Genomic DNA, 23,278 nt, shown 5'->3' on the forward strand with positions numbered 1-23,278 from the left:
TTGATTTCATATTAGCACAATTGTTTGAAGAGCGCAACAGGGAAGCGCGATGTTTTTTTACGAAGTTTTAACCGCCTTCAGTCCTTGACACCGGTGGGGATGCTTGACTATACTAATTGTCAATAACAGAACCTTGACCAAAGACGATGATGGGGTACTATACACCGTTTGTCCCTTAGTTCCAGAGAGCCGGGGAAGCTGGAAACCGGCACTAATACGGCGGTGTTGTCTCTCCCGGGAGTTGCCAGTCGAACCCTTGCCGAGAGGCGGGCAGTAGATGGAGCCGGATGGAGCGCCATAGGCGCAAGCGTCCGTTATCATGCTGGCGTCAGCCGAAAGGCTGCCGGTCAAGAGGTCGCGTCTTTTTTTGGCCGCGACAATCAGGGTGGTACCGCGGGAAAGTCCTCTCGTCCCTGACAGGCGCAATGTCTGTCTGGGCGGGAGGTTTTTTTATATTCTTTTTTGTCATCATGGCACAGGTTAACGGAAGGGGAGATTGCGAAGGTGAGCCTGATCATCTACTTGGATGGCCGTTTTGTTCCGGAGGAGCAGGCAAAGATATCCGTTTTCGACCACGGTTTTCTGTACGGAGACGGGATTTTTGAAGGCATCCGGGCTTACAACGGCCGGGTCTTCAAACTGGATGAACACATTGACCGCCTCTACGACTCAGCGAAAGCCATCAAACTGGCGATTCCTGTGGGGAAAGGGGAAATGGTTGACGTCGTCCTGGAGACCCTGCGCCGCAACCATCTTCGCGACGCCTACATCCGTTTGGTCGTATCCAGGGGGAAGGGAGATCTGGGCCTGGACCCGCGCAAATGCCCCATGGCTACGGTGCTGTGCATCGCCGCCGGCATCACCCTCTACCCGCCGGAGTTCTATGAAAAAGGTCTCGATGTCGTCACGGTGGCGACCCGCCGCAACGTGCCCGAAGCCTTGAACCCGCGCATCAAGTCGCTGAACTACCTGAACAACATCCTTGCGAAGATCGAAGCAGCCCGCGCCGGCGTCCTGGAGGCGATCATGCTCAACCAGGAAGGCTATGTGGCTGAGTGCACCGGCGACAACATCTTTATCATCAAGCAGGGGCGCTTGCTCACGCCGCCGGTCCATGTGGGCATCTTGGAGGGCATTACTCGCAATACCGTCATGGACCTGGCCCGTGAAAAAGGCATCCCGGTGGTCGAAGAGGTCTTTACTCGCTTCGATGTCTATACAGCCGACGAGGTTTTCCTCACCGGCACCGCCGCTGAGGTCATCCCGGTCGTCAATGTCGACGGCCGGAGCATCGGTGAAGGCGTTCCCGGTCCGATGACGAGCGACCTGATTGCTGCCTTCCGGGAATACGCTCGGAATCAGGGCACGCCGATTTAGCAATAATCGACGAAATCAACCGTATATTACGGAGAAGAAAGAATGGAAATGGGGGGAGCCTGTTGGAAAGGAATCTGCGCAGTCAGACGGTCAAATGCGGCGTCGAAAAAGCGCCCCACCGTTCGCTCTTGCGCTCGCTCGGTCTCACCGCAGAGGAGATGAACCGTCCGCTCATCGGCATTGTCAACGCCAAGAACGACGTCGTCCCCGGTCACATCCATCTGGACACGATCGCTGACGCTGTGAAAGCAGGCGTCCGCCTGGCCGGCGGCACACCGCTGGCATTTCCGGCCATCGCCGTCTGTGACGGTATCGCCATGAATCACACCGGGATGAAGTACTCTCTCGCCTCACGGGAACTGATCGCCGACTCGATCGAAGTGATGACCATGGCCCATGGCTTCGACGCCCTCGTCTTCATCCCCAACTGTGACAAGGTCGTCCCGGGCATGTTGATGGCGGCGGCCCGCCTGAACATCCCCTCCATCTTCGTCAGCGGCGGCCCCATGCTGGCCGGGCGCTTCCAGGGCAAAAAGGTCAACCTGAACACCGTCTTCGAAGGCGTCGGCCAGTACAACACCGGCAAAATGACACGGGAAGAGTTGCAGGAACTCGAAGAAAACGCCTGCCCGACCTGCGGTTCCTGCTCGGGCATGTTCACGGCCAACTCGATGAACTGTCTCACGGAAGTCCTCGGCATGGGCCTGCCTGGCAACGGCACCATCCCGGCCGTCTACTCGGCCCGCACCCTGCTGGCCAAGCAGACAGGAATGAAGATCATGGAACTGCTGGCCAACAACGTGCGGCCCCTGGACATGATGACCGAGCGGACCTTCCGCAACGCCGTCACCGTTGACATGGCTCTGGGCTGTTCCACCAACACGCTGCTGCACCTGCCCGCCATCGCTTATGAAGCCGGCGTCGAACTGAATCTCGATATGGTCAACGAGATCAGTGCCAAAACACCCCACCTCTGCAAGCTTGCCCCAGCCGGGGAGCATCATATCGAAGATCTCGACGAAGCAGGCGGCATCCCCGCCGTCATGAAGACCCTCCTTGACGCGGGACTCATCGACGGCGACCTGCCTACGGTGACCGGCAAGACCGTCGCCGAAAACGTCGCTGCCAGCGTCAACCTGCGGCCTGACGTGATCCGTCCCATCGACAACCCCTACTCGAAGACGGGCGGTCTCGCCGTCCTGCGGGGCAACCTGGCCCCCGACGGCGCTGTCGTCAAAAAAGGCGCTGTGGCGCCAGAGATGCTCGTCCACAAGGGTCCCGCTCGCGTCTTTGACTCGGAGGAACAGGCCTATGAGGCCATCACAGGCGGCAAGATCCAGAAGGGCGATGTCGTCGTCATCCGCTACGAAGGACCGCGCGGCGGTCCAGGCATGCGGGAAATGCTCTCGCCCACGTCGACCATCTGCGGTATGGGCCTCGATAAGGATGTGGCCCTGATCACCGACGGTCGATTCTCCGGGGCGACGCGGGGCGCCGCCATCGGTCATGTCTCGCCGGAAGCGGCTGACGGTGGTCCCATCGCCTATGTCCGCGAAGGCGACATCATCGCCATCGACATCCCCGCCGGCAAGCTGGCCGTGGAAGTGGATGAGGCCGAACTGGCCGAACGCCGCAAAGAGTGGCAGCCGCCGGCGCCGAGAGTCACCTCAGGTTACATGAAACGTTACGCCCAGAACGTGCTATCCGCCTCAACCGGGGCGCGGATGCGCTAAGAGCGGGATAAAGGAGGCAAATGCGATGCGCCATACCCTGTCCGTTTTGGTGGAGAACAAACCGGGGATCCTGACGCGCGTGGCCGGCCTTTTTGCCCGTCGGGGTTACAACATCGAGAGCCTCGTCGTCGGGGAGACGGAAAACCCCACCGTGTCCCGCATGACCATCGTCGTCGACGGCGACGATCGAATCATCGAACAGGTCACCAAGCAACTCCACAAGCTGATCGACGTAATCAAGATCCAAGACATCACGGAAGAGGAATCGGTTCACAGGGAACTGATCCTCGTCAAGGTGTGCACGGCCGACGTGGCCGCCCGCAGCGAGGTCATGCAGATCTGCGAGATCTTCCGGGCCACCATCGTCGACCTGAGCCGCAGTTCTGTGATCATCCAGGTGGTGGGCGATCAGAAGAAGATCCAGGCCATCCTGACCAGCCTTCGCCCCTTCGGCATCCGCGAATTCGCTCGCACCGGGCGGATCTCCATGTTGCGGGGGGCGAAGTAGAGCCGTCCCATCCCATTGCTGCGTCCCCTGCCGTCGCAATCCTATGCACGTAAGCGGACGCACGGCGGGCTCTTCTGCAGAAAAGTAGCAACCCCAATGACAAATTTGCAAATATTGAATGGAGGAACCTCTCAATGAAAATGTACTATGATGCCGACGCCGATCTGTCCCTGCTCGAAGGCAAAACGGTTGCCGTCATCGGCTACGGCAGCCAGGGCCACGCCCAGGCGCAAAACCTGAAGGATTCTGGCGTCAACGTCATCATCGGCCTGCGCCCCGACTCCAACCGTGTCAAAGAAGCCCAAGCATACGGCTTTGAAGTCTATCCCGTCGCCGAGGCGGCCGCCAAGGCGGACATCATCCAGATCCTGATCCCGGACGAAAGACAGGGCAAGGTCTACCGGGAAGAGATCGCTCCCTACCTGACCGAAGGCAAAGCCCTCTGCTTCTCCCACGGCTTCAACATCCACCTTGGCCAGATCCAGCCGCCCAAAAACGTGGACGTCTTCATGGTTGCCCCCAAGAGCCCCGGCCATATGGTTCGCCGCATGTACACCATGGGCGCCGGCGTGCCCACCCTGATCGCCATTTACCAGGACGCCACCGGCCGCGCCAAAGACTTCGCCCTCGCCTACGCCAAAGGCACTGGCGGCACTCGGGCCGGCGTCATTGAAACGACCTTCCAGGAAGAGACCGAAACAGACCTCTTCGGCGAACAGGCGGTCCTCTGCGGCGGCGCCTCGGCCCTCGTCAAGGCTGGTTTTGAGACGCTCGTCGAAGCCGGCTACGCCCCCGAAATGGCCTACTTCGAGTGCCTCCACGAACTGAAGCTGATCGTCGACCTGATGTATGAGGGCGGCATCTCCTGGATGCGCTACTCCATCTCCGATACGGCCCAGTGGGGCGACATGAACATCGGGCCCCGCATCGTCACCGAAGAGACCAAGAAGGAAATGAAAAAGGTCCTCACGGAGATCCAAAACGGCACCTTCGCCAAGGAATGGCTCCTTGAAAACGAAGTCAACCGTCCCAAGTTCAACGCCCTGGCCAAAGCCGACGAAAACCACGAGATCGAAGTCGTCGGCAAAAAACTGCGGGCCATGATGCCCTGGCTGAAAACCGCGAAGTAATCGGAAAAAGACGCCGGCCTGCGCGATCCGATGAGGGAGGCCCCGTTTGCGGGGCTTTCCTTGTCGATGCGGCCGATACAGGAAGAGGGGAGTGGAACGCCTTGAACGGAGCCCAGGCGCTGCTGAAATGCTTGGAAGAAAACGGCGTCGAGGTCATCTTCGGCTATCCCGGCGGGTCGGTGCTGCCGATTTATGACGCCCTGCTCGAATCCCCCATCCGGCATATCCTTGTGCGTTGCGAACAAGGGGCTGCCCACGCGGCCAACGGCTTCGCTCGCGCCGCCGGCAAACCGGGGGTCTGCCTGGCCACATCGGGACCAGGGGCGACCAACCTGGTCACAGGGATCGCCAACGCCTACATGGACTCGATCCCCATGGTGGTCATCACCGGGCAGGTTCCCACCTCCATGGTCGGCACCGACGCTTTTCAAGAAGTCGATATCACCGGCATCACCATGCCGATCACCAAGCACAACTATCTTGTCAAAGATGTGGCCGACATCCCCCGCGTCGTCTGTGAGGCTTTCCACATCGCCTCCACCGGCCGGCCCGGCCCCGTTCTGATCGACATCCCCAAGGATGTCCTGTCGACCGAGTGCTCCCTCTGCGGCGAAAAACCGGTCGTCGACATCCGCGGCTACCGGCCCAACGTCAAGGGCCATCCGTCCCAGATCAAAAATGCCGCCCGTTTGATCCAGGAAGCGAAGCGGCCCGTAATCATGGTCGGCGGCGGGATCATCCTCGCCAATGCCTCTCCGGAGTTGACCGAACTCGCCCTATCGGCTCAGATCCCGGTCACGACGACCTTGATGGGCATCGGCGCTTTTCCGGAGACCCATCCCCTTTCCCTGGGAATGGTGGGCATGCACGGCACCCCCTATGCCAACAAGGCCGTCAGCAAGGCCGATCTGCTCATCGGCGTCGGCGTTCGCTTCGGCGACCGCGCTACCGGCAACATGGCCAAATTCGCCCGCGACGCCAAGATCATCCACATCGACATCGACCCGGCCGAGATCGGCAAGAACGCCGATATCGACGTGCCCATCGTCGGCGACGCCCGCCTGGTCCTTCAACAACTCAATCAGTTAAAACCGGCGCCTAACCACGCCGAATGGCTGGAACAGGTGGCCCAGTTGAAGGCCCAGAACCCCCTTAAGTATCCGAAGCAGAGCCTGACCGCCCAGTACGTCATCGAAAAGGCCGGCGACCTGACGCGCGACCATGCCTGGGTCGCCACCGACGTGGGCCAGCATCAGATCTGGACGGCGCTCCACTATAAATTCGTCAAGCCGGGGCGATTCATCACCTCAGCCGGCCTTGGCACCATGGGTTACGGTCTCCCGGCCGCCAACGGCCTCCAGACGGCCCGTCCGGACGATATGGTCGTCTTGATCACCGGCGACGGCTCCATCCAGATGCAGATGCAGGAGCTGGGCACAGCCCGCCAGGAGAACCTGCCCCTCAAGATCATCCTCTTCAACAACCACGCCCTGGGGATGGTCCGCCAACTCCAGCACTTCTACTGCAGCAAGCGCTACTCCGGTGTGAAGCTGACCTTCAATCCCTCTTTCGAATCTATCGCCGCCGCCTACGGTATCCGCTACTTCCCCGTCACGAAACTGGAGGAAGTCGAGGCGACGCTGCAAGAGGCTTTCGCCCACCCGGGCATGGTCCTCGTCGAGGTGATGACCGACGAGAACGACCTGGTCTACCCGACAGTGCTCGGCGGCAAAGGGCTCGATGAGATCATCCTCTGCGAGTAACGTCTAAATCGAGAAACTTTGAAAAAGGGGGCTTTCGGATGTCCAAGCGAGTCGTCATTTTTGACACCACTCTCCGAGACGGCGAGCAATCGCCTGGGGTGAGCCTTAACCTCCATGAAAAGTTGGAGATTGCCCAGCAGTTGGCCCGCCTAGGCGTGGACGTCATTGAAGCCGGATTCCCCATCGCTTCACCGGGCGACTTCGAGGCGGTCAAGGCGGTGGCTGAACAGGTGCGCGGTCCCGTCATCTGCGGCCTCGCCCGGGCCAACCGCAAAGACATCGAGCGGGCCGCCGAAGCGCTGCGCAGCGCTGAAGAGGCGCGGATCCACACCTTCATCGCCACGTCGCCCATCCATATGAAACACAAGCTGCGCATGGAACCGGACAAGGTCCTTGAGACGGCTGTGGAAGCGGTCAAACTGGCTAAGTCCTTCACCTCGAACGTGGAGTTCTCCGCCGAGGACGCCTTCCGCAGTGATGTGGAATTCCTCTGCCGCATCTTCTCGGCGGCCATCGAGGCAGGGGCGACGACGATCAACATTCCCGACACCGTCGGCTACGCCACGCCCCAGGAGTTCGGCGCCTTCATCAAGGCCATTATCAACGGCACACCGAACATGCATAAAGCCGTCGTCTCCGTCCACTGCCACAATGACCTCGGCTTGGCCGTCGCCAACACCCTGTCGGCGCTGGAAAATGGCGCCCTCCAGGTGGAGGGCACCATCAACGGTATCGGCGAGCGGGCCGGCAACGCCTCTCTTGAAGAGGTGATCATGGCCCTCTACACACGCAAGCCTTTTTACAACCTGGATACGTCGATCAACAAGAGCGAGATCTACCGGAGCTCGCGCCTTGTCTCCAACCTGACAGGCATGCTCGTTCAGCCGAACAAGGCGATCGTCGGCAAGAACGCCTTCGCCCACGAGTCGGGCATCCACCAGGATGGCGTGCTGAAAGAGCGGACCACCTACGAGATCATGAACCCCGAGATGATCGGCATCTTCACGAACAACATCGTCCTCGGCAAGCACTCGGGACGCCACGCCTTCCGGGAGCGCCTCAAGGAACTCGGCTACACCCTGGAAGACGAAAAGCTCGCCAAGGCTTTTGCCCGGTTCAAGGCCTTGGCCGATCGCAAGCGGGATATTACCGATGAAGACTTGATCGTCCTCGTGGAAGACGAACTGCGCGCCTTCCCCGAGGCCTACACCATGGAATACCTGCACATCACCAGTGGCACCGTGCTGGTTCCAACAGCCACGGTCCGCCTCCGCCGGGAAGAGGAAACCTACGAGGAAGCTTCCTGCGGCGACGGTCCTGTCGACGCCGCCTACAAGGCTATCGAAAAGATCACCGAAACCGGCGCCCGCCTAGCCTCCTATGCCATCAACGCCACCACTTCCGGCGAGGACTCCCAAGGCGAGGTCAGCGTCAAGCTGGAGCGGGAAGGCCGCTTCTACACGGGTCGCGGCGTCGATACGGACATCATCGTGGCGTCGGCCAAGGCGTACCTGAATGCGGTCAATAAGATCGTCTTTGATAAGCTGCCGAAGGTGAAGACGGAGCGGGCTGTCTAGCCGTCCGTCAGAAGCACATAGGCTCTAACCCATTTTGTAAGGAATTATTAATCGGCGGGGGAGTGGATGCGCCACTCGCTAAGAGCTCCGCGGCTGTTCGCTTTGACCGCTCCGCTAGGGCGCCAAAAGCTCTCGGGCTTTTCTGCATGTCGATGGCGCCCTTTGACGCTGCGCGGTCTGCGCTCATCACGCCGCTCCGCTCAAACCGCTCGCAGCGCATCCACTCCCCAGGCCTTACTTCAAATGAGCATTCCCATATGTGAACTTACCAAATGCATCTGCCCCCAGTAAACGAACTGCCCCTATTCAACTGCACTTCGGTAAGTTGAACGTTAACAGCCCGTAGTTGCAGAAAAAAACATAGCCCGTTAATAAAAGGAGGCGTTCAAGACAGCCATGGGTATGACCATTACAGAAAAGATATTGGCGGCGCATGCCGGGAAGGCGTCGGTGGAGCCGGGGGAATTGATCCAGGCGAAGCTGGATCTGGTCCTGGCCAACGACGTTACGGCGCCCGTTTCCATCAAGGAACTGGAGAAGGCCAGCCTGGATGCGGTATTCGATAAAGATCGGGTCGTTTTGGTCCAGGACCACTTCGTGCCGGCCAAGGACATCAAGTCGGCGGAGCAGTCGAAGATCGTGCGGGACTTCGCCCGTAAGCATGACATCACCCACCACTATGATGTGGGCGATATGGGCATCGAGCACTGCCTGCTACCGGAAAAAGGGCTCGTTGTGCCTGGTGACACCGTCATCGGCGCCGACTCCCACACCTGCACCTATGGCGCCTTGGGCGCTTTCGCCACCGGCGTCGGCTCGACCGACCTGGCGGCTGGCATCGCCCTCGGCGAAGCCTGGTTCAAGGTTCCCGAGGCGATCAAGTTCGAGTATGAAGGCAAGATGCCTGAGGACGTCACCGGCAAGGACCTGATCCTGCACACCATCGGCGATATCGGTGTCGATGGCGCCCTCTACCAGTCGATGGAGTTCACCGGTTCCGCCATCGACGACCTGTCCATGGACGGCCGCATGACCATGTGCAACATGGCCATCGAAGCCGGCGGCAAAAACGGCATCATCGCCCCGGACAAAAAGACGCTGGCCTATGTGGAAGAGCGGGCCACCCGCCCCTACAAGGTTTACGAGTCGGACCCCGACGCCAAATACGCCCGCGTCATCAAGTATGACGTGGAAAAGCTGGAGCCCGTCGTGGCCTTCCCGCACCTGCCGGAAAACACCCGTCCCGTCAGCGAAGCCGGTCACGTCGAGATCGACCAGGTCGTCATCGGCTCCTGCACAAACGGCCGCATCGAAGACCTGCGCATGGCCGCTAAGATCCTGCAAGGCAAAAAGGTGCACAAGAATGTCCGCTGCGTCGTCTTTCCCGGCACCCAGGCCATCTACAAGCAGGCCATCAAGGAAGGCCTGATGGATATCTTCATCGACGCCGGCGTTGCCGTGTCGACGCCCACCTGCGGCCCCTGCCTGGGCGGCCACATGGGCATCCTGGCCAAAGGGGAGCGCGCTTTGGCGACGACGAACCGCAACTTCGTCGGCCGCATGGGCCACCCCGAAAGCGAAGTCTACCTGTGCGGACCTAACGTGGCCGCCGCTTCGGCCATCGCCGGGCGCATCGTCCATCCCCGGGAGGTGGAATAATGGAATTCACCGGACGCGTTTGGAAATTCGGCAAGGACATTGACACCGACGCCATCATCCCGGCCCGCTACCTGAACACCACATCGCCGGAAGAACTGGCCAAACACTGCATGGAAGACGCTGACCCCGCCTTCCCCCAGAAGGTGCGCCAAGGCGACATCATCGTCGCCGACAAGAACTTCGGCTGCGGCTCCTCACGGGAACACGCCCCCATCGCCATCAAGGCCTCCGGCGTTCCCTGCGTCATCGCCAAGTCCTTCGCCCGCATCTTCTTCCGCAACTCCATCAACATCGGCCTCCCCATCTTCGAATGCCCCGAGGCCGTTGACGGCATCCGCGAAGGCGACGTCGTCACCGTTAACGCCGACACAGGCGTCATCTTCAACATGACCACCGGCCAGACCTACACTGCCAAAGCCCTCCCGGCCTCCATGCAATCGATCATCCACGCCGGCGGCCTCATGCAGTACGTCAAAACCCGTGTCGAAGCAGGGAAGTAATCACCGGACATAGCGGACAGCGGACATGCCACATAGTCGATGACTGCAGTCACCTCGATAACTGCAGTCACCGCAATTACTGGCCAAAGACTTCCATCGTATACCCCCGAAGAATCTCCGGCCCTTGTACTAACGTAACAGATAACAGCAGATTACCAGCCGGGGGCGTCCGTTCGTGAGCGGTTTGGGCGTAGCGGCGAAAAGCGAGCGAGAGATGCGAAGCGGTAAGGGCGCCATGGTTCACATGCAGAAAAGCCCAGAGGTTTGGCGCCCTAGCGGAGCATCCGGAGCGAGCCGCCGCGAAGCCCTAAGCGAACGAACGGCCGCCCCCGGCTACACGAAAGGAAGAGCATTGTTGACCTACCGCATCGCAGTGCTTCCCGGCGACGGCATCGGCGCCGAAATCGTGCCCCAGGCGATCCGTGTCCTGGAGGCCATCGGAGCCAAATACGGCCTCTCTTTTTCCTTCACCGAGGGGCTCATCGGCGGCATCGCCATCGATAAGACGGGCCACCCCCTGCCGCAGGAGACACTCGACCTGTGCCGGAACAGCGACGCCATTCTCCTCGGCGCCATCGGCGGTCCTAAATGGGACGACCTGCCGACCCACCTCCGTCCCGAAGTAGGCGCCCTCCTGCCCCTGCGCAAGGAACTGGGCCTTTACGCCAACGTCCGCCCCTGCCGCACCTATGAGGCCCTGGCCGACGCGTCGACCCTCAAAAAAGAGGTCCTCGCCGGCACCGACATGGTCATCATCCGCGAACTCACCGGCGGCCTCTACTTTGGCGCCAAAGGCCGCGAAGACATCGAGGGCGGTCAGAAGGCCTGGGACACCATGGTCTACTCGACACCCGAAATCGAGCGCATCGCCCGCCTGGCTTTTGAAGCAGCCGGCAAGCGCAACAAACAGCTCTGCTCTGTCGACAAGGCGAACGTTCTCGAATCGTCTCGCCTCTGGCGGGAGACGGTCAACCGCCTCGCCGCCGAATATCCGGACATCACCGTCACCCATATGTACGTCGACAACGCCGCCATGCAACTCGTCCGCAGACCGAGCCAGTTCGACGTGGTCGTCACGGAAAACACCTTCGGCGACATCCTCTCCGACCAGGCCTCCATGCTCTCGGCCTCCCTGGGCATGCTGGCGTCAGCCTCCATCGGCGGCCAGGTCGCCCTCTACGAACCGGCCCACGGCTCCGCCCCGGATATCGCCGGCCAGAAAAAGGCCAACCCCATCGCCACCATTCTGTCGGCGGCGATGATGCTGGAGTACTCCTTCAACCGCGTCGCCGAAGCCCGCGCCATCGAAGCGGCCGTGGAAGCGGTGTTGGCGAAAGGATATCGCACCGGCGACATCATGGAAGCAGGAAAAACACTGGTCAACACCGAAGAGATGACGGACCGAGTGTTGGAAGAGCTGGCTTGACCGGCTCTTTCCTTATCTCCGGCGAATTGGCTTGACTTCACAAGTTCAAGCAACGGTTATCGGTACGCGTCGCTGTCCCGCCGGTATCGCAACGCTGCATCAGAGCAGTCCTCAGAGAACCTTCTCTGACGCTCCTGCGCTTTGGGTCCAACGGACGTGCGTGCCATCCACATCATATTGACCGTCGCGGAAGCCGCTGCATCGCGCTAGCTTACGGTCAAGCGTAAAAGTACGAGAAAGAGGTGCCCCCGATTGGATCGTGTATTCATTTATGACACGACGCTTCGCGACGGAACCCAGGGGGAAGGCATCTCCCTCAGTGTGGAAGACAAAGTTAAAATCGCAGCACGTTTGGACCAACTGGGTGTAGCCTACATTGAGGGCGGATGGCCTGGATCCAACCCCAAAGACATGGAGTTCTTCCTACGGGCTCAGCAGATGACCTGGAAACAGGCCAAGATCGCCGCCTTCGGCTCTACCTGCCGTCCTGGCGTCAAGGCTTGCGATGACGCCAACCTGCAGGCGCTCGTCCAATCAGGCGCGCCGGTCGTCACGATCTTCGGCAAGGCCTGGGACTTTCACGTCACGGCGGCCCTGCGGACAACCTTGGAAGAAAATCTGCGCCTGGTGCGCGAGTCGATCACCTATTTAAAAGAGCAGGGACGGGAAGTCGTCTTCGACGCCGAACACTTCTATGACGGCTACAGAGGCAATCCCGAGTATGCCAAAGAAGTCGTAATGACGGCGGAAAAGGCTGGTGCCGACTGGATCGTCCTCTGTGACACCAACGGCGGCACACTGCCCCATGATATGCTGTCCATCACCCAGGAGATGGTCTTCACCCTGCGCGCTCCAGTGGGCGTTCACGTCCACAACGACGGCGACCTGGCGGTGGCGAACTCGATCATGGGCGTGATGGCTGGCGCCCGCCAGGTGCAAGGCACCATGAACGGCTATGGCGAACGTTGCGGGAACGTGAACCTCTGTTCCGTCATCCCTAACCTCCAGTTGAAGATGAAGATGGAGTGCCTGCCGGAGGGCAAACTGGCCTCGCTGACCGAAACGGCCCACTATGTCGGCGAGATCGCTAACATGCCCTTGCGCAACGACATGCCTTTTGTCGGCCACTCGGCCTTCGCTCATAAGGGCGGCATTCACGTTTCCGCCCTGCTGAAGGATCCCGACACCTACGAACATATCCAGCCGGAAACGGTGGGCAATCAACGCCGCGTCCTCGTGTCGGAACTGTCCGGCATGAGCAACGTTATCTACAAAGCCAAGGAATTGGGCCTCGACGTCAACCGGCAGAACGCTGATACGAAGCAGATCATCGAGCAGATCAAGAACCTGGAGCACCAGGGATTCCAGTTCGAAGGGGCAGAAGCGTCTTTCGAGGTGTTGTTGCGGCGCGCCTTCGGCGAAGATCCGGTGCCTTTCGTCCTTGATTCGATTCGCCTGATCATCGAGAAGCGTTCCGACGCCGAGTTCACCTCGGAAGCCATGATCAAGCTGCGCGTCGACGACCAGGTCGTGCACACAGCCGCCGAGGGCAATGGTCCCGTCAACGCCGTCGACAACGCACTGCGCAAAGCCCTCGTCAGCTACTACCCCTTCCTGAGCGAATGCCACCTTACCGACTACAAGGTGCGTGTCCTCGACGGGAAAGATGCTACCGAGGCCAAGGTCCGCGTCCTCATCGAGACGCGCGACTCACACGACTCCTGGAGTACCGTGGGCGTCTCGGCCAACATCATCGAAGCCTCTTGGCAGGCGTTGATGGATTCCTTCCTCTACGGATACTTGCGGGAACGCTCCCGGGAACAATCGCAGGAACAATCCCAGGAATCCTCTCTGGAGCAAGCCGAATCTTCCCGACCGGCGTAATAAGATCGGCATGTTATCGTATTGTTTTTGCAGTGAGAAAGGGAAGAGAGAAATGAGCCTGCAAAAGAATACGATCAAAGAATACGACAAAAGAAACGACAAATCCAAAGCGGCAAAGAGAAAACAGAAAGAGCCTGCCCGGTGGGCAGGCTCTGTTTTTTCAGAGAACCATTCGACATGGAACTTTTTTACGACATATTTCGTCATAATGACATGGGTGAATTCTAGGAATCAACTGCTCGAATCAGATTAGATCTTTTCGATCGGATTCGGCTGGCTTTTTGTCCGGGGGCGAACGATGCGGTCAATCACGTAGCGGCGGATGACAGCGAGGTTTTGGAAAATTCGCACGCCGAAGGCGAAGACAGCCGCCATAAAGAGGTCCACGCCGAGGCGGTCGCCGATGTAGGCCAGCAGGGCCGCCAGAACGGCGTTGGTAAAAAAGCCGGTCAGCAGGACAAGGGCGTCAAATTTGTCTTCCAGGAAACTCCGGAGGGAGCCGAAGACCGAGTCCAGCGCCGCCAGAACGGCGACGGACATATATTTGGCATACTCCATGGGGATGGTAATGGATAAAACGGATCCGAAAAAAATGCCGAGAGCCAACCCAACCAGCGGTAGCCACATCTTTCTTTGTCACCACCTCGACCAGAAAAAATCTTTGTCACTTTGCCTCCATTATAGTCGCAAACCGGATTTTGCCACAAGGGATTTTCCCCGCTGAGAGAGAATTTCTATGCAGGGAGGTGATGACGATGTTTCCACCGAACTTGGAGAATTTCAATTTTATGGCCGTACTTGACATCGTTGCGGTCGCTTTCATCATCTATCGGCTGACCATGTTCATCAAGGGCACCCGTGCGGTCCAACTGCTCAAAGGGTTCGGTGTGTTGATCATCGCCTCATACCTCAGTGAGGCCCTGAGCTTGAACACCCTGAGTTGGCTGCTCAAACAGGCATGGACCGCCTTGATCGTGGCGCTGCCGATCGTGTTCCAGCCGGAGCTGCGCCGAACGTTGGAGCAGTTGGGCCGCGGCAAACTCTTCCCGGCCCAGATCGCCGTCATGGCCGACGAGGACCGCAGCTTCTTGATCGGCGAGATCGTGCGGGCCGTTGGTGTCCTGATGAAAAACAAAATCGGCGCCCTGATCATCATTGAGCGCAAGACTGGCGTCAATGATGTCATCGAGACAGGCACATGGATCGATGGCAAGGTGTCCGGCGAGTTTCTTGTGAACATATTTATTCCCAAAACGCCGCTCCATGATGGCGCTGTCGTCGTACGCGGCGATCGTGTTGCTGCCGCCGCCTGCTACCTGCCGCTTACGGATGAGCCGGGCCTCGCCCGGGAACTGGGCACCCGCCACCGGGCAGGGATCGGCATCACGGAACAGTCCGACGCCGTCGCGGTTATCGTCTCCGAGGAGACGGGAAACCTATCCATGGCGGTGGACGGCAAGCTGACCCGTTTTCTCGATGAAACCTCCCTCCGTTCGCGGCTGGAGGAACTGCTGCAACCGAGAACGACAAACGCCCGTTCGTTCTGGCAATGGAGGAGCAACCCATGATGGACATTGCCGGAACAGCGCGCCGCAACTGGCTCTATAAACTGGCGGCCCTCGCCATCGCCATCCTGCTGTGGGTCTATGTGAACGCCGAACAGCAGGGCATCCAGACCTTTCCCGTCCAACTGGAGCGGGAGGGCCTCGAGGCCGGTTATGTCCTCGACCCGGAACCGCCCACCGTGGTGGAACTGCGCGTCAAGGGGCCAAAGGCGATCATGGCCAACCTGTCCTCTCGGGACTTTCGCGCCCGCCTCATCCTGACCGGGGTGAAGCCGGGACCGATGACCATCGGCGTTACCGTGGACGCGCCGCCGAATGTGCAGATCATCAGCAAAACGCCGGCTGAACTCAACCTGAACGTGGATGTGCTGGAGACAAGGACGCTGCCGTTGACTTGGGAGTTCAAAGGCAACATGCCGGCCGGCTTCCGCGTCGGTGATCCAACCCTCCGCCCGGCGGAGGTCGTCGTCAGCGGTCCCCGCGACAAGCTGCGCCTGATCCAGCATGTCGGTGTCCAGATCCCCGTCGGCGCCAAGGAGAACTTCACCCGCTCCCTGCCGGTCCGCGTCTTGGAGCCAGCTCTCGGCGACGATTCGCGCGTACAGATCTCGCCAAAATCGATCGAGGTAACCGTGCCGGTCATCCAGGAGATGACGACCAAAACGGTCACCGTCCAGCCGCTCGTCACCGGTTCGCCTGCCCCGGGGTATAAGGTGCTGTCCACTCGGGTCGAGCCGTCCAGCCTGTCGGTCACAATGCCGGCGGAGGGCTTCGCCGACCTGCGCGCCTTGGCCACATCGCCCGTCGATATCAACGGCGCTCGGGGCGATGTCGTCAAAGATGCAAACCTGGCCCTGCCTGCCGGTGTGCGGCCCGTCAATGCGGCCCTTACGGCTGTGCGGGTCATGGTCTCCATCGGACCGGCAGACCAACCGTCGCCACCACCCACCCTGCCGCCCTCCCTTCCTCCCGATGAGACGAAGCCGACCACTGGCAGTGGGGCCACGCCGACCGAGCCTGGCAAGGAACCGGGCGGCGGTGGAACCGGAACAGGTGGAGCGACCTCCGGCGGAACAACAGGCGGGGCTGGGGGCGGAGCGACAGGGGGAACAGGGACCGGGGGACCAGCCCGCTAGAAAGGCTAGAAAGCATTATTCCACCCGTCGGCACAGGCCATTGACGAACGCCATGAAACAAATCGCATGAACCAAGCTCATCAACGATAACGTGAGGAGCCGTATCGGTCTTGAAAATTCGCATTGCCAACCTGCGCGCCGGGCTGTCGGAAGACGCCGGGCGCCTTTTGCCAAAAGCAGCCCGCCGGATCGGGCTGAAGCCTGGCCAGATCGAAGACATGACGATCCTGCGCGAGGCCGTCGACGCCCGCAAAAAAGCGGAGATCCGCCTCGTCTATACGGTAGAGGTCACCCTCAAAACCGGTGTCAAACTGCCGCCGGGAATCATGGACAAAGACCCCCAGGTGAGCCTTGTCCCGGAGGAAAAAAGGACGCCCCTGTTGCGCGGCAACCAGCCCTTAAAGCGCCGTCCCGTCGTCGTTGGCGCCGGTCCCTGCGGCTACTTCGCTGCCTTGAAGCTTGCCGAAGCTGGCTTTACGCCCATCCTGCTGGAGCGCGGCTACGACGTGGACCGGCGGGCGGCCGATGTGGACCGCTTCTGGGAGACGGGGGAACTGAAAGCCGATTCGAACGTCCAGTTCGGTGAAGGCGGCGCAGGGACCTTTTCCGACGGCAAGCTAACGACCCGCACCCACGACCCCCGGATCAACGAAGTCTTCGAGTGGCTTGCCGAAGCCGGCGCACCCCAGGAGATCCTCTATAAGGCAAAACCCCACGTCGGCACCGATGTCCTGCGCCAGGTGGTGCGCAACTTGCGGCAGCGCCTGTTGGCGCTCGGCGGGCAAGTCTTTTTCGGCGCCCTTGTGGGGGAACTGATTCTCGAAAAAACGGCCCTGGGCCGGCGGGTGGCCGGCGTGCGGCTAGCGCCGGGTGTTGAGCTAACGGACACGGGTTCGGAGAACGAAGCGGAAGGAAACAGCGCAAAGATAGGGAACATCTACTCCGGACTTACCCTCTCGGGAACGCCTCGTTCCGGCCTTGAACTCGCCGCTGACCTGGTCATCCTGGCCATCGGCCACAGCGCCCGCGACACGGCGAAAAACCTCTACGCCCAAGAGGTGGTGATGGAGGCAAAGCCCTTCGCCATCGGTCTGCGGGTCGAACATCCCCAAGAACTGATCGACCGCGCCCAATACGGCGAGTTTGCCGGTCATGAGCGCCTCGGCGTCGCCGACTACAACCTGCACACCAAACTGGCTGAGGCCGGACGAACCGTCTTTTCCTTCTGCATGTGCCCCGGCGGCCAGGTGGTGGCCGCCGCCTCGGAAGCGGGTGGCGTCGTCACCAACGGCATGAGCGCTTATGCCCGCGACACCAGCGTCGCCAACTCGGCTCTCGTCGCATCGGTAAATCCTGACGATTACACGGAACCAGGCCCCCTCGGCGGCGCCGAGTTTCAGCGGATCTGGGAGCGCAAAGCTTTTGCGCTGGGCGGGGAGGATTACCGCGCGCCGGCGCAGACGGTGGGCGACTTTCTGGCCGACCAAAAGGGCGACTTGTCGGACACCCTTGTCCAACCTACCTACCGTCCCGGCGTCACAGCGTCCAACCTGCGCGACTGTCTGCCCAAAGGGGTCGGCGAGGCGCTGGCCGCCGGCCTGGCCGACTTTGGTCGCAAGATCCAGGGTTTCGACCTGCCCAAAGCCGTCCTGACCGGCGTGGAGACGCGCACCTCGTCGCCCTGGCGCATCAGCCGTGACGAATCGCTGCAGTCACCCGGTGTCGAGGGGCTCTACCCGGGCGGGGAAGGGGCCGGCTATGCCGGGGGCATCGTCAGCGCCGCCGTCGACGGCTTGCGCCTCGCCGAGGCAATCATCGCCACCTACCGGTTGATGGAGCGGTAGCACGTTTTCATTACAGCGAGGACAAGCAGAGTATATGAAGATGTCAGCGTAGAAATGGTTGTAGATTGTAGCAGAACGAGCGGAACGAATTAAAGCGGAACCAATATGGGGGAACCACTATAGCGAACAACTGTAGCGAACCCCTATAGCGAACCACTGTAGCGGATTAGTCAAAAAAGAGAGGGAAATTGAGAAGTGGGAAGATTATTTGGAACCGATGGAGTGCGCGGCGTCGCCAACAGCGAACTGACGCCGGAACTGGCGTTTAAACTGGGGCGGGCCGGCGCCTATGTGCTCAGCAAGGAAGCGCCCCATCCCCGCATCGTCATCGGCAAGGACACGCGCATCTCCGGCGACATGCTGGAGGCGGCGCTGATCGCCGGCATCACCTCGGTCGGCGGCGAGGCGCTCCCGGTGGGCGTGCTGCCTACACCGGGCATCGCCTATCTGACGCGGAAATTGAAAGCGACCGCCGGCGTCGTCATCTCAGCCTCCCATAACCCCGTCGCCGACAACGGCATCAAGTTTTTCTCCGCCTCCGGCTTCAAACTCCCCGACGCCGTAGAAGAGGAGATCGAGCGCTACGTCCTCGGCGAGAACGGCCAGGCACTGGACAACGTCGGCGGCGACGCCGAAGGGCATCATGCTGACGGGCTGCCGGCGCCGACCGGTACCCAGGTGGGCCGGGTGCGTCCCGTCGCCGATGCAGAGACCCTCTTTGTCGAGTATCTCAAGTCCACCGTTCCCGTCGATTTCTCCGGCCTCAAGGTTGTCGTCGATGGCGCCAACGGGGCCGCTTTCCGGGTCGCCCCCCGGATCCTGCGGGAGTTGGGCGCCGAGGTCGTCACCATCTTCTGCGAGCCCGACGGCACGAACATCAACGACGGCTGCGGCTCCACCCACCCGGAAAAGCTGGCCGAGGCCGTCGTCGCCCACAGCGCCCACATCGGACTGGCCCATGACGGCGACGCCGACCGGCTCATCGCCGTCGACGAGACGGGACAGATCATCGACGGCGACCGGATCATGGTCACCTGCGCCTTACATATGAAAGCCAAAGGACAACTCCCCAAGGACACCGTCGCCGTCACCGTCATGAGCAACATGGGCTTGCACCTGGCGCTGAAAGCTGCCGGGATCCACATCGTCGAGACGAAAGTAGGCGACCGTTACGTCTTAGAGGCGCTCTTGGAAGCAGGCGCAGTCTTTGGCGGCGAGCAGTCGGGCCACATCCTCTTCTTGCAGCACAATACCACCGGCGACGGTGTGCTCACGGGCCTGCAACTGTTGACGGTCATGAAAGAGACGGGCAAACCCCTCTCTGAACTGGCCGCCCAGATGCAGCAGCTTCCCCAACTCCTTGTCAACGTGCGCGTCAAAGACAAGAGCTGCATGGACGCGCCGGAAGCGCAGGCCGCCGTGGAAGCCGGAAAAACGAAGCTGGAAGGCCGAGGCCGCATCCTTGTCCGCCCTTCTGGCACCGAGCCGCTGATTCGGGTGATGGGGGAAGGGCCGGATCCGGAGGAACTGAAGCAGATCGTCGAGGAAATCGCTGAGGTGTTCCGAAAGTTCGCGGAATAACTGGTTTGGATGAGAAACAGCCGCCCAAATCGATAATACTCATGAGAAGTTCCTATCGGGTAGAGCCGGTGGGAACTTCTTTCATTATTGATTTTTTCATTCGCAGGGTTGCGCCGGACAAGCCTCACTGATACAATGATCATGACTCAAAAAAGGGCCGTAAGGTCAGATGACTAAAACGACAAGTGAATCGCACAGCGCCAGAACCGGCGATCGCCGGTTGACGAGGCAGGGGTTTATCGAAGTTTTCGGCGGGTGCCCCTCGGCCGCTCACGGCCGCAGCCAAGCCACAAATCCCGGGAGCAATCGCGGGGACAAAGGGCTGGTGGTGAGTGTCGGGATAGATCTGTGCCTTTCGGCCGCCACAGTCTCGTGAAGAAATTAACGAGAGCGGCGGCTTTTTTGCACCCTTTTTTCGAGTCGAGCACAGTCCCCGGCATCCAAATGAAGAGAGGAGAATCCACCCATGTGCGGTATCGTTGGCTACATCGGCGGCAAAGCAGCCGCCCCCATTCTCGTAGAAGGTCTCAAAAAACTGGAGTACCGCGGCTATGACTCGGCAGGCGTCGCTGTCATGGAAGCGGGCAAGATCGAAGTCCGCAAGGCCAAAGGCAAACTAGCCGTCTTGGAAGGCCGGCTGAGTTACTGTAACTTCGGCTCCCAGATCGGCATCGGCCACACCCGCTGGGCCACCCACGGCAAACCGTCGGACGAAAACTCCCATCCCCACCAGGACTGCCAGGGCGACTTCGCCGTCGTCCATAACGGCATCATCGAGAACTTCCAGTCCCTCAAAGAAGACCTCATCGCCAAAGGACATACCTTCAAATCGGAGACCGATACGGAGGTGCTGGCCCACCTCGTCGAGACCTTCTACGAGGGCGACCTGGAAGCGGCCGTCCATAAGGTCGTCGGGGCCATCGAAGGCTCCTACGCCATGGCCTTCCTCTGCCGCCTCGAACCGGAGAAGATCGTTGCTGTCCGCAAAGACAGCCCCCTCGTCGTCGGTCTCGGTGACGGCGAACACTTCCTGGCCTCGGACATCCCGGCCATCCTGGCCCACACCCGCCGCACTTACATCTTGAACGATGGCGAGATGGCCGTCCTGACCGCCGAAGGCGCTGTCATCAAAGCGGCCGGTTCAGGCGAGGTCATCGCCAAAGAGGTCTTTGAGGTCAAGTGGGACGCCGTGGCAGCCGAAAAAGGCGGCTACGACCACTTCATGATCAAAGAGATCTACGAGCAGCCTAAGGCCTTGCGGGACACCATCAAGGGCCGCTTCAACGAAGACGGCGTCAACTTGGACGAAATCGGCATCGACACGGAACTGCTGCGCAAAGCCAACAAAGTGGTCATCGTGGCCTGCGGCACCGCCTACCACGCCGGTCTCGTCGGCAAATACGTCATCGAAAACCTGGCCCGCATCCCCGTCGAGGTGGACATCGCCTCCGAGTTCCGCTATCGAAACCCGATCATCAACAAAAAGACCATGGTCATCGTCGTGAGCCAGTCCGGCGAGACGGCGGACACCTTGGCCGCCTTGCGGGAAGCCCAGTCCAAAGGCGCCAAAGTCTTAGCCGTGACCAACGTCGTCGGCTCCACCATCGCCCGGGAAGCTGATTCGGTCCTCTACACCTGGGCCGGCCCGGAGATCGCCGTCGCCTCCACCAAAGCCTACACGACCCAACTGGCCGCCATGCTCACCGTCGCCCTGGCCCTGGCCCAGTGCCAATGCGCCCTGCCCTGCAGTGAGATCAAGGCCATCGCCGAGTCGCTAAAAGCTATCCCGGGCCAGGTGGAAACGGTGCTGGCCCAGGCCGACAAGGTGAAGGAGATCAGCGAACAGATCAAAGGCTGGGATGATGTCTTCTTCATCGGCCGCAGCATCGACTACGCCGTCGCCTTGGAAGGCTCCCTGAAGCTCAAAGAGATCTCCTACATTCATGCCGAGGCCTACGCCGCCGGCGAACTGAAGCACGGCACCCTGGCCCTGATCACCGACAACATCCCCGTCATCGCCCTGGCCACCCAGGAGCAGGTCCTCGACAAGACCGTCTCCAACATCCAAGAGGTGAAAGCCCGCGACGCCTACGTCATTGCCGTGGCCCAGGAGGGGAACAAGGAGATCGGCAAGTTCGCCGAACACGTCCTCACTATTCCGCGCACCCATGCGGCCTTGACGCCGATCCTGGCGGTGGTGCCCTTGCAGATGCTCTCGTACTACACGGCTGTGGCGCGGGAATGTGATGTCGATAAGCCAAGGAACTTGGCGAAGAGTGTGACAGTGGAGTAAGAACCGGTAAGGTAAATAGATATCGTTAAAAAGACCAATGGAAGCGAGCTAGGCTTCTGTTGGTCTTTTTTTATCCGTTGAGGTTACATAGCCGATGGATTGCCTCATCGAAACTCCCATTTATGGAGAATGATTATGACTACATGTTTTTGGCAAAGCTAATTGAAAAGTGTTTCTTAGGTAGGAGTACATATGAAAAAGGAAACAGACCTTTATGTAATGAAAGGAGTTACAGATACAATCGAAGCTGAGTCTTACAAAAATGGTTCTTTTTATCTACCCATATCCTGACCTATAATAACGTGTAGGGAGTGAGGGATATGCATGGACTTATTCTATCAGTGGAAGCGGCGGATTAGTAAAATAGTCCGCGCGGTCATACTGGACCACATCGAGAAGTTCTTCGTTCTTTTTCTTTTCGTTCTCTGGATCGAAGCGACGATAGAATCACCGAAACCGTTCGCGACATGGCTCAGTGGGCTTATCGTACGGTATCTTGTTTTTGCATTGAATACGGATGACTTTCAAGGCTACGGGATCTTATCCTTCGTTGTTTTTACGGGACTGTTTGTGCTGGGGCTCCTCATTGGAGGTATTACATACGGAGAACGTAAGAGCAGGGTTAATATTCAAGAAACCGTTAAGAATCGACAACGGATCAACAATTCTTCCTTTCGAATGATTGAATCGGCATGGCAGTCCGTCGAAGAGGCCAATGAGTTTTATCACCGCAGCAGAATCGCCTATAAGTCAATTTTAGAAAATATGCTATTGTCGGAAGATATGTCGGGGTATAACGGATTGATGCAGGCCTACCTTATTGACTATTCAACTCGCCATATTCGCGGCGCCACTGATGAGTCTTCTCCCTTTGGAATTATACATATCGTTAATGAATGGATGGACTATATTGTAATCGATGTTGGGAATATACGATTACAGTAAACCTGCCATCCTCGCTAAGAGTGAAATGGCAGGTTTTTTTAGACGACAAGGCCGATTCTGGCCCATGTTGCTTGCTCTTATTTATACAATTTATTCTTGAATCAGGTAAATGGTATGGAAGGCGGATGATTGGGAAATACTTTTCCTGCATTTGAAAAGACCGTAGGGGGATACGATGGATAACCAAACGATTTCTTGGATACTGTTACAGCTAAGGTATAACGTCCAGAAATAGACGATGTTAATTGTCCGAAACTTGACGGATTCACTGTCAAGGCAATGCATGCCGGCTCGATGCTGCGATCCCGCCGTCACCGCCTTTCGGAGGGTCTCATACAGACCGTCGCCTGTCAAGGG

Annotated in this window: 17 protein-coding genes; 16 read left to right on the forward strand and 1 reads right to left on the reverse strand. The window is 59.5% G+C overall.

The window, feature by feature from the left end; all coding sequences use genetic code 11:
* Positions 1-504 precede the first annotated feature (504 nt).
* The 10 genes from ilvE (at position 505) to cimA (ending at position 13,557) form a co-directional block, all read left to right on the forward strand.
* Positions 505-1,377, forward strand: a complete 873-nt coding sequence (gene ilvE, locus AC0CW1_RS13980) for a branched-chain-amino-acid transaminase (protein ID WP_488183618.1) — start codon at positions 505-507, stop codon at positions 1,375-1,377.
* Positions 1,378-1,451: 74 nt separating this feature from the next.
* Positions 1,452-3,110, forward strand: coding sequence for a dihydroxy-acid dehydratase (gene ilvD / locus AC0CW1_RS13985; RefSeq protein WP_488184165.1), 1,659 nt, complete (start codon positions 1,452-1,454; stop codon positions 3,108-3,110).
* Positions 3,111-3,135: 25 nt separating this feature from the next.
* Positions 3,136-3,618: an acetolactate synthase small subunit gene (gene ilvN / locus AC0CW1_RS13990; RefSeq protein WP_488183619.1), complete on the forward strand. Its 483-nt coding sequence runs from the start codon at positions 3,136-3,138 to the stop codon at positions 3,616-3,618.
* A gap of 134 nt (positions 3,619-3,752) precedes the next feature.
* Entirely contained in the window at positions 3,753-4,748 is a 996-nt protein-coding gene (ilvC, locus tag AC0CW1_RS13995) for a ketol-acid reductoisomerase (RefSeq protein ID WP_488183620.1), read from the forward strand.
* Between the two features lie 101 nt (positions 4,749-4,849).
* Positions 4,850-6,511 (forward strand): biosynthetic-type acetolactate synthase large subunit, encoded by a 1,662-nt coding sequence (ilvB, locus tag AC0CW1_RS14000; protein ID WP_488183622.1) that lies wholly within the window; start codon positions 4,850-4,852, stop codon positions 6,509-6,511.
* 38 nt (positions 6,512-6,549) lie between these two features.
* Positions 6,550-8,088 (forward strand): 2-isopropylmalate synthase, encoded by a 1,539-nt coding sequence (locus AC0CW1_RS14005; protein WP_488183623.1) that lies wholly within the window; start codon positions 6,550-6,552, stop codon positions 8,086-8,088.
* 396 nt (positions 8,089-8,484) lie between these two features.
* Positions 8,485-9,747, forward strand: a complete 1,263-nt coding sequence (gene leuC, locus AC0CW1_RS14010) for a 3-isopropylmalate dehydratase large subunit (protein ID WP_488183624.1) — start codon at positions 8,485-8,487, stop codon at positions 9,745-9,747.
* Entirely contained in the window at positions 9,747-10,247 is a 501-nt protein-coding gene (gene leuD / locus AC0CW1_RS14015; protein ID WP_488183625.1) for a 3-isopropylmalate dehydratase small subunit, read from the forward strand. Before leuC ends, leuD begins: the two co-directional genes overlap by 1 nt.
* A gap of 355 nt (positions 10,248-10,602) precedes the next feature.
* Positions 10,603-11,673, forward strand: a complete 1,071-nt coding sequence (gene leuB / locus AC0CW1_RS14020; protein WP_488184166.1) for a 3-isopropylmalate dehydrogenase — start codon at positions 10,603-10,605, stop codon at positions 11,671-11,673.
* Positions 11,674-11,925: 252 nt separating this feature from the next.
* Complete coding sequence (gene cimA, locus AC0CW1_RS14025) at positions 11,926-13,557, forward strand: citramalate synthase (RefSeq protein ID WP_488183626.1); 1,632 nt, start codon at positions 11,926-11,928, stop codon at positions 13,555-13,557.
* 249 nt (positions 13,558-13,806) lie between these two features.
* Here the strand turns inward: cimA and AC0CW1_RS14030 are convergent, their stop codons facing one another.
* The gene (locus AC0CW1_RS14030) at positions 13,807-14,184 is read right to left on the reverse strand and encodes a small basic family protein (RefSeq protein WP_488183627.1); all 378 of its coding nucleotides are present in this window, start codon (positions 14,182-14,184) and stop codon (positions 13,807-13,809) included.
* A gap of 128 nt (positions 14,185-14,312) precedes the next feature.
* Between AC0CW1_RS14030 and cdaA the strand changes: the two genes are divergently transcribed.
* The 6 genes from cdaA to AC0CW1_RS14060 all read left to right on the forward strand — a co-directional run bounded on the left by cdaA (position 14,313) and on the right by AC0CW1_RS14060 (position 22,921).
* Positions 14,313-15,125, forward strand: a complete 813-nt coding sequence (gene cdaA / locus AC0CW1_RS14035) for a diadenylate cyclase CdaA (RefSeq protein WP_488183628.1) — start codon at positions 14,313-14,315, stop codon at positions 15,123-15,125.
* Entirely contained in the window at positions 15,122-16,258 is a 1,137-nt protein-coding gene (locus tag AC0CW1_RS14040) for a CdaR family protein (protein ID WP_488183629.1), read from the forward strand. Before cdaA ends, AC0CW1_RS14040 begins: the two co-directional genes overlap by 4 nt.
* A gap of 110 nt (positions 16,259-16,368) precedes the next feature.
* Positions 16,369-18,102: an NAD(P)/FAD-dependent oxidoreductase gene (locus AC0CW1_RS14045; protein WP_488183630.1), complete on the forward strand. Its 1,734-nt coding sequence runs from the start codon at positions 16,369-16,371 to the stop codon at positions 18,100-18,102.
* Between the two features lie 195 nt (positions 18,103-18,297).
* Positions 18,298-19,683 (forward strand): phosphoglucosamine mutase, encoded by a 1,386-nt coding sequence (gene glmM, locus AC0CW1_RS14050; protein WP_488183631.1) that lies wholly within the window; start codon positions 18,298-18,300, stop codon positions 19,681-19,683.
* A 466-nt stretch (positions 19,684-20,149) separates the two neighbouring features.
* Positions 20,150-21,976: a glutamine--fructose-6-phosphate transaminase (isomerizing) gene (gene glmS, locus AC0CW1_RS14055; RefSeq protein WP_488183632.1), complete on the forward strand. Its 1,827-nt coding sequence runs from the start codon at positions 20,150-20,152 to the stop codon at positions 21,974-21,976.
* Between the two features lie 324 nt (positions 21,977-22,300).
* Positions 22,301-22,921 (forward strand): hypothetical protein, encoded by a 621-nt coding sequence (locus AC0CW1_RS14060; protein WP_488183633.1) that lies wholly within the window; start codon positions 22,301-22,303, stop codon positions 22,919-22,921.
* Positions 22,922-23,278 lie beyond the last annotated feature (357 nt).

The organism is Heliomicrobium sulfidophilum, from assembly GCF_057715735.1.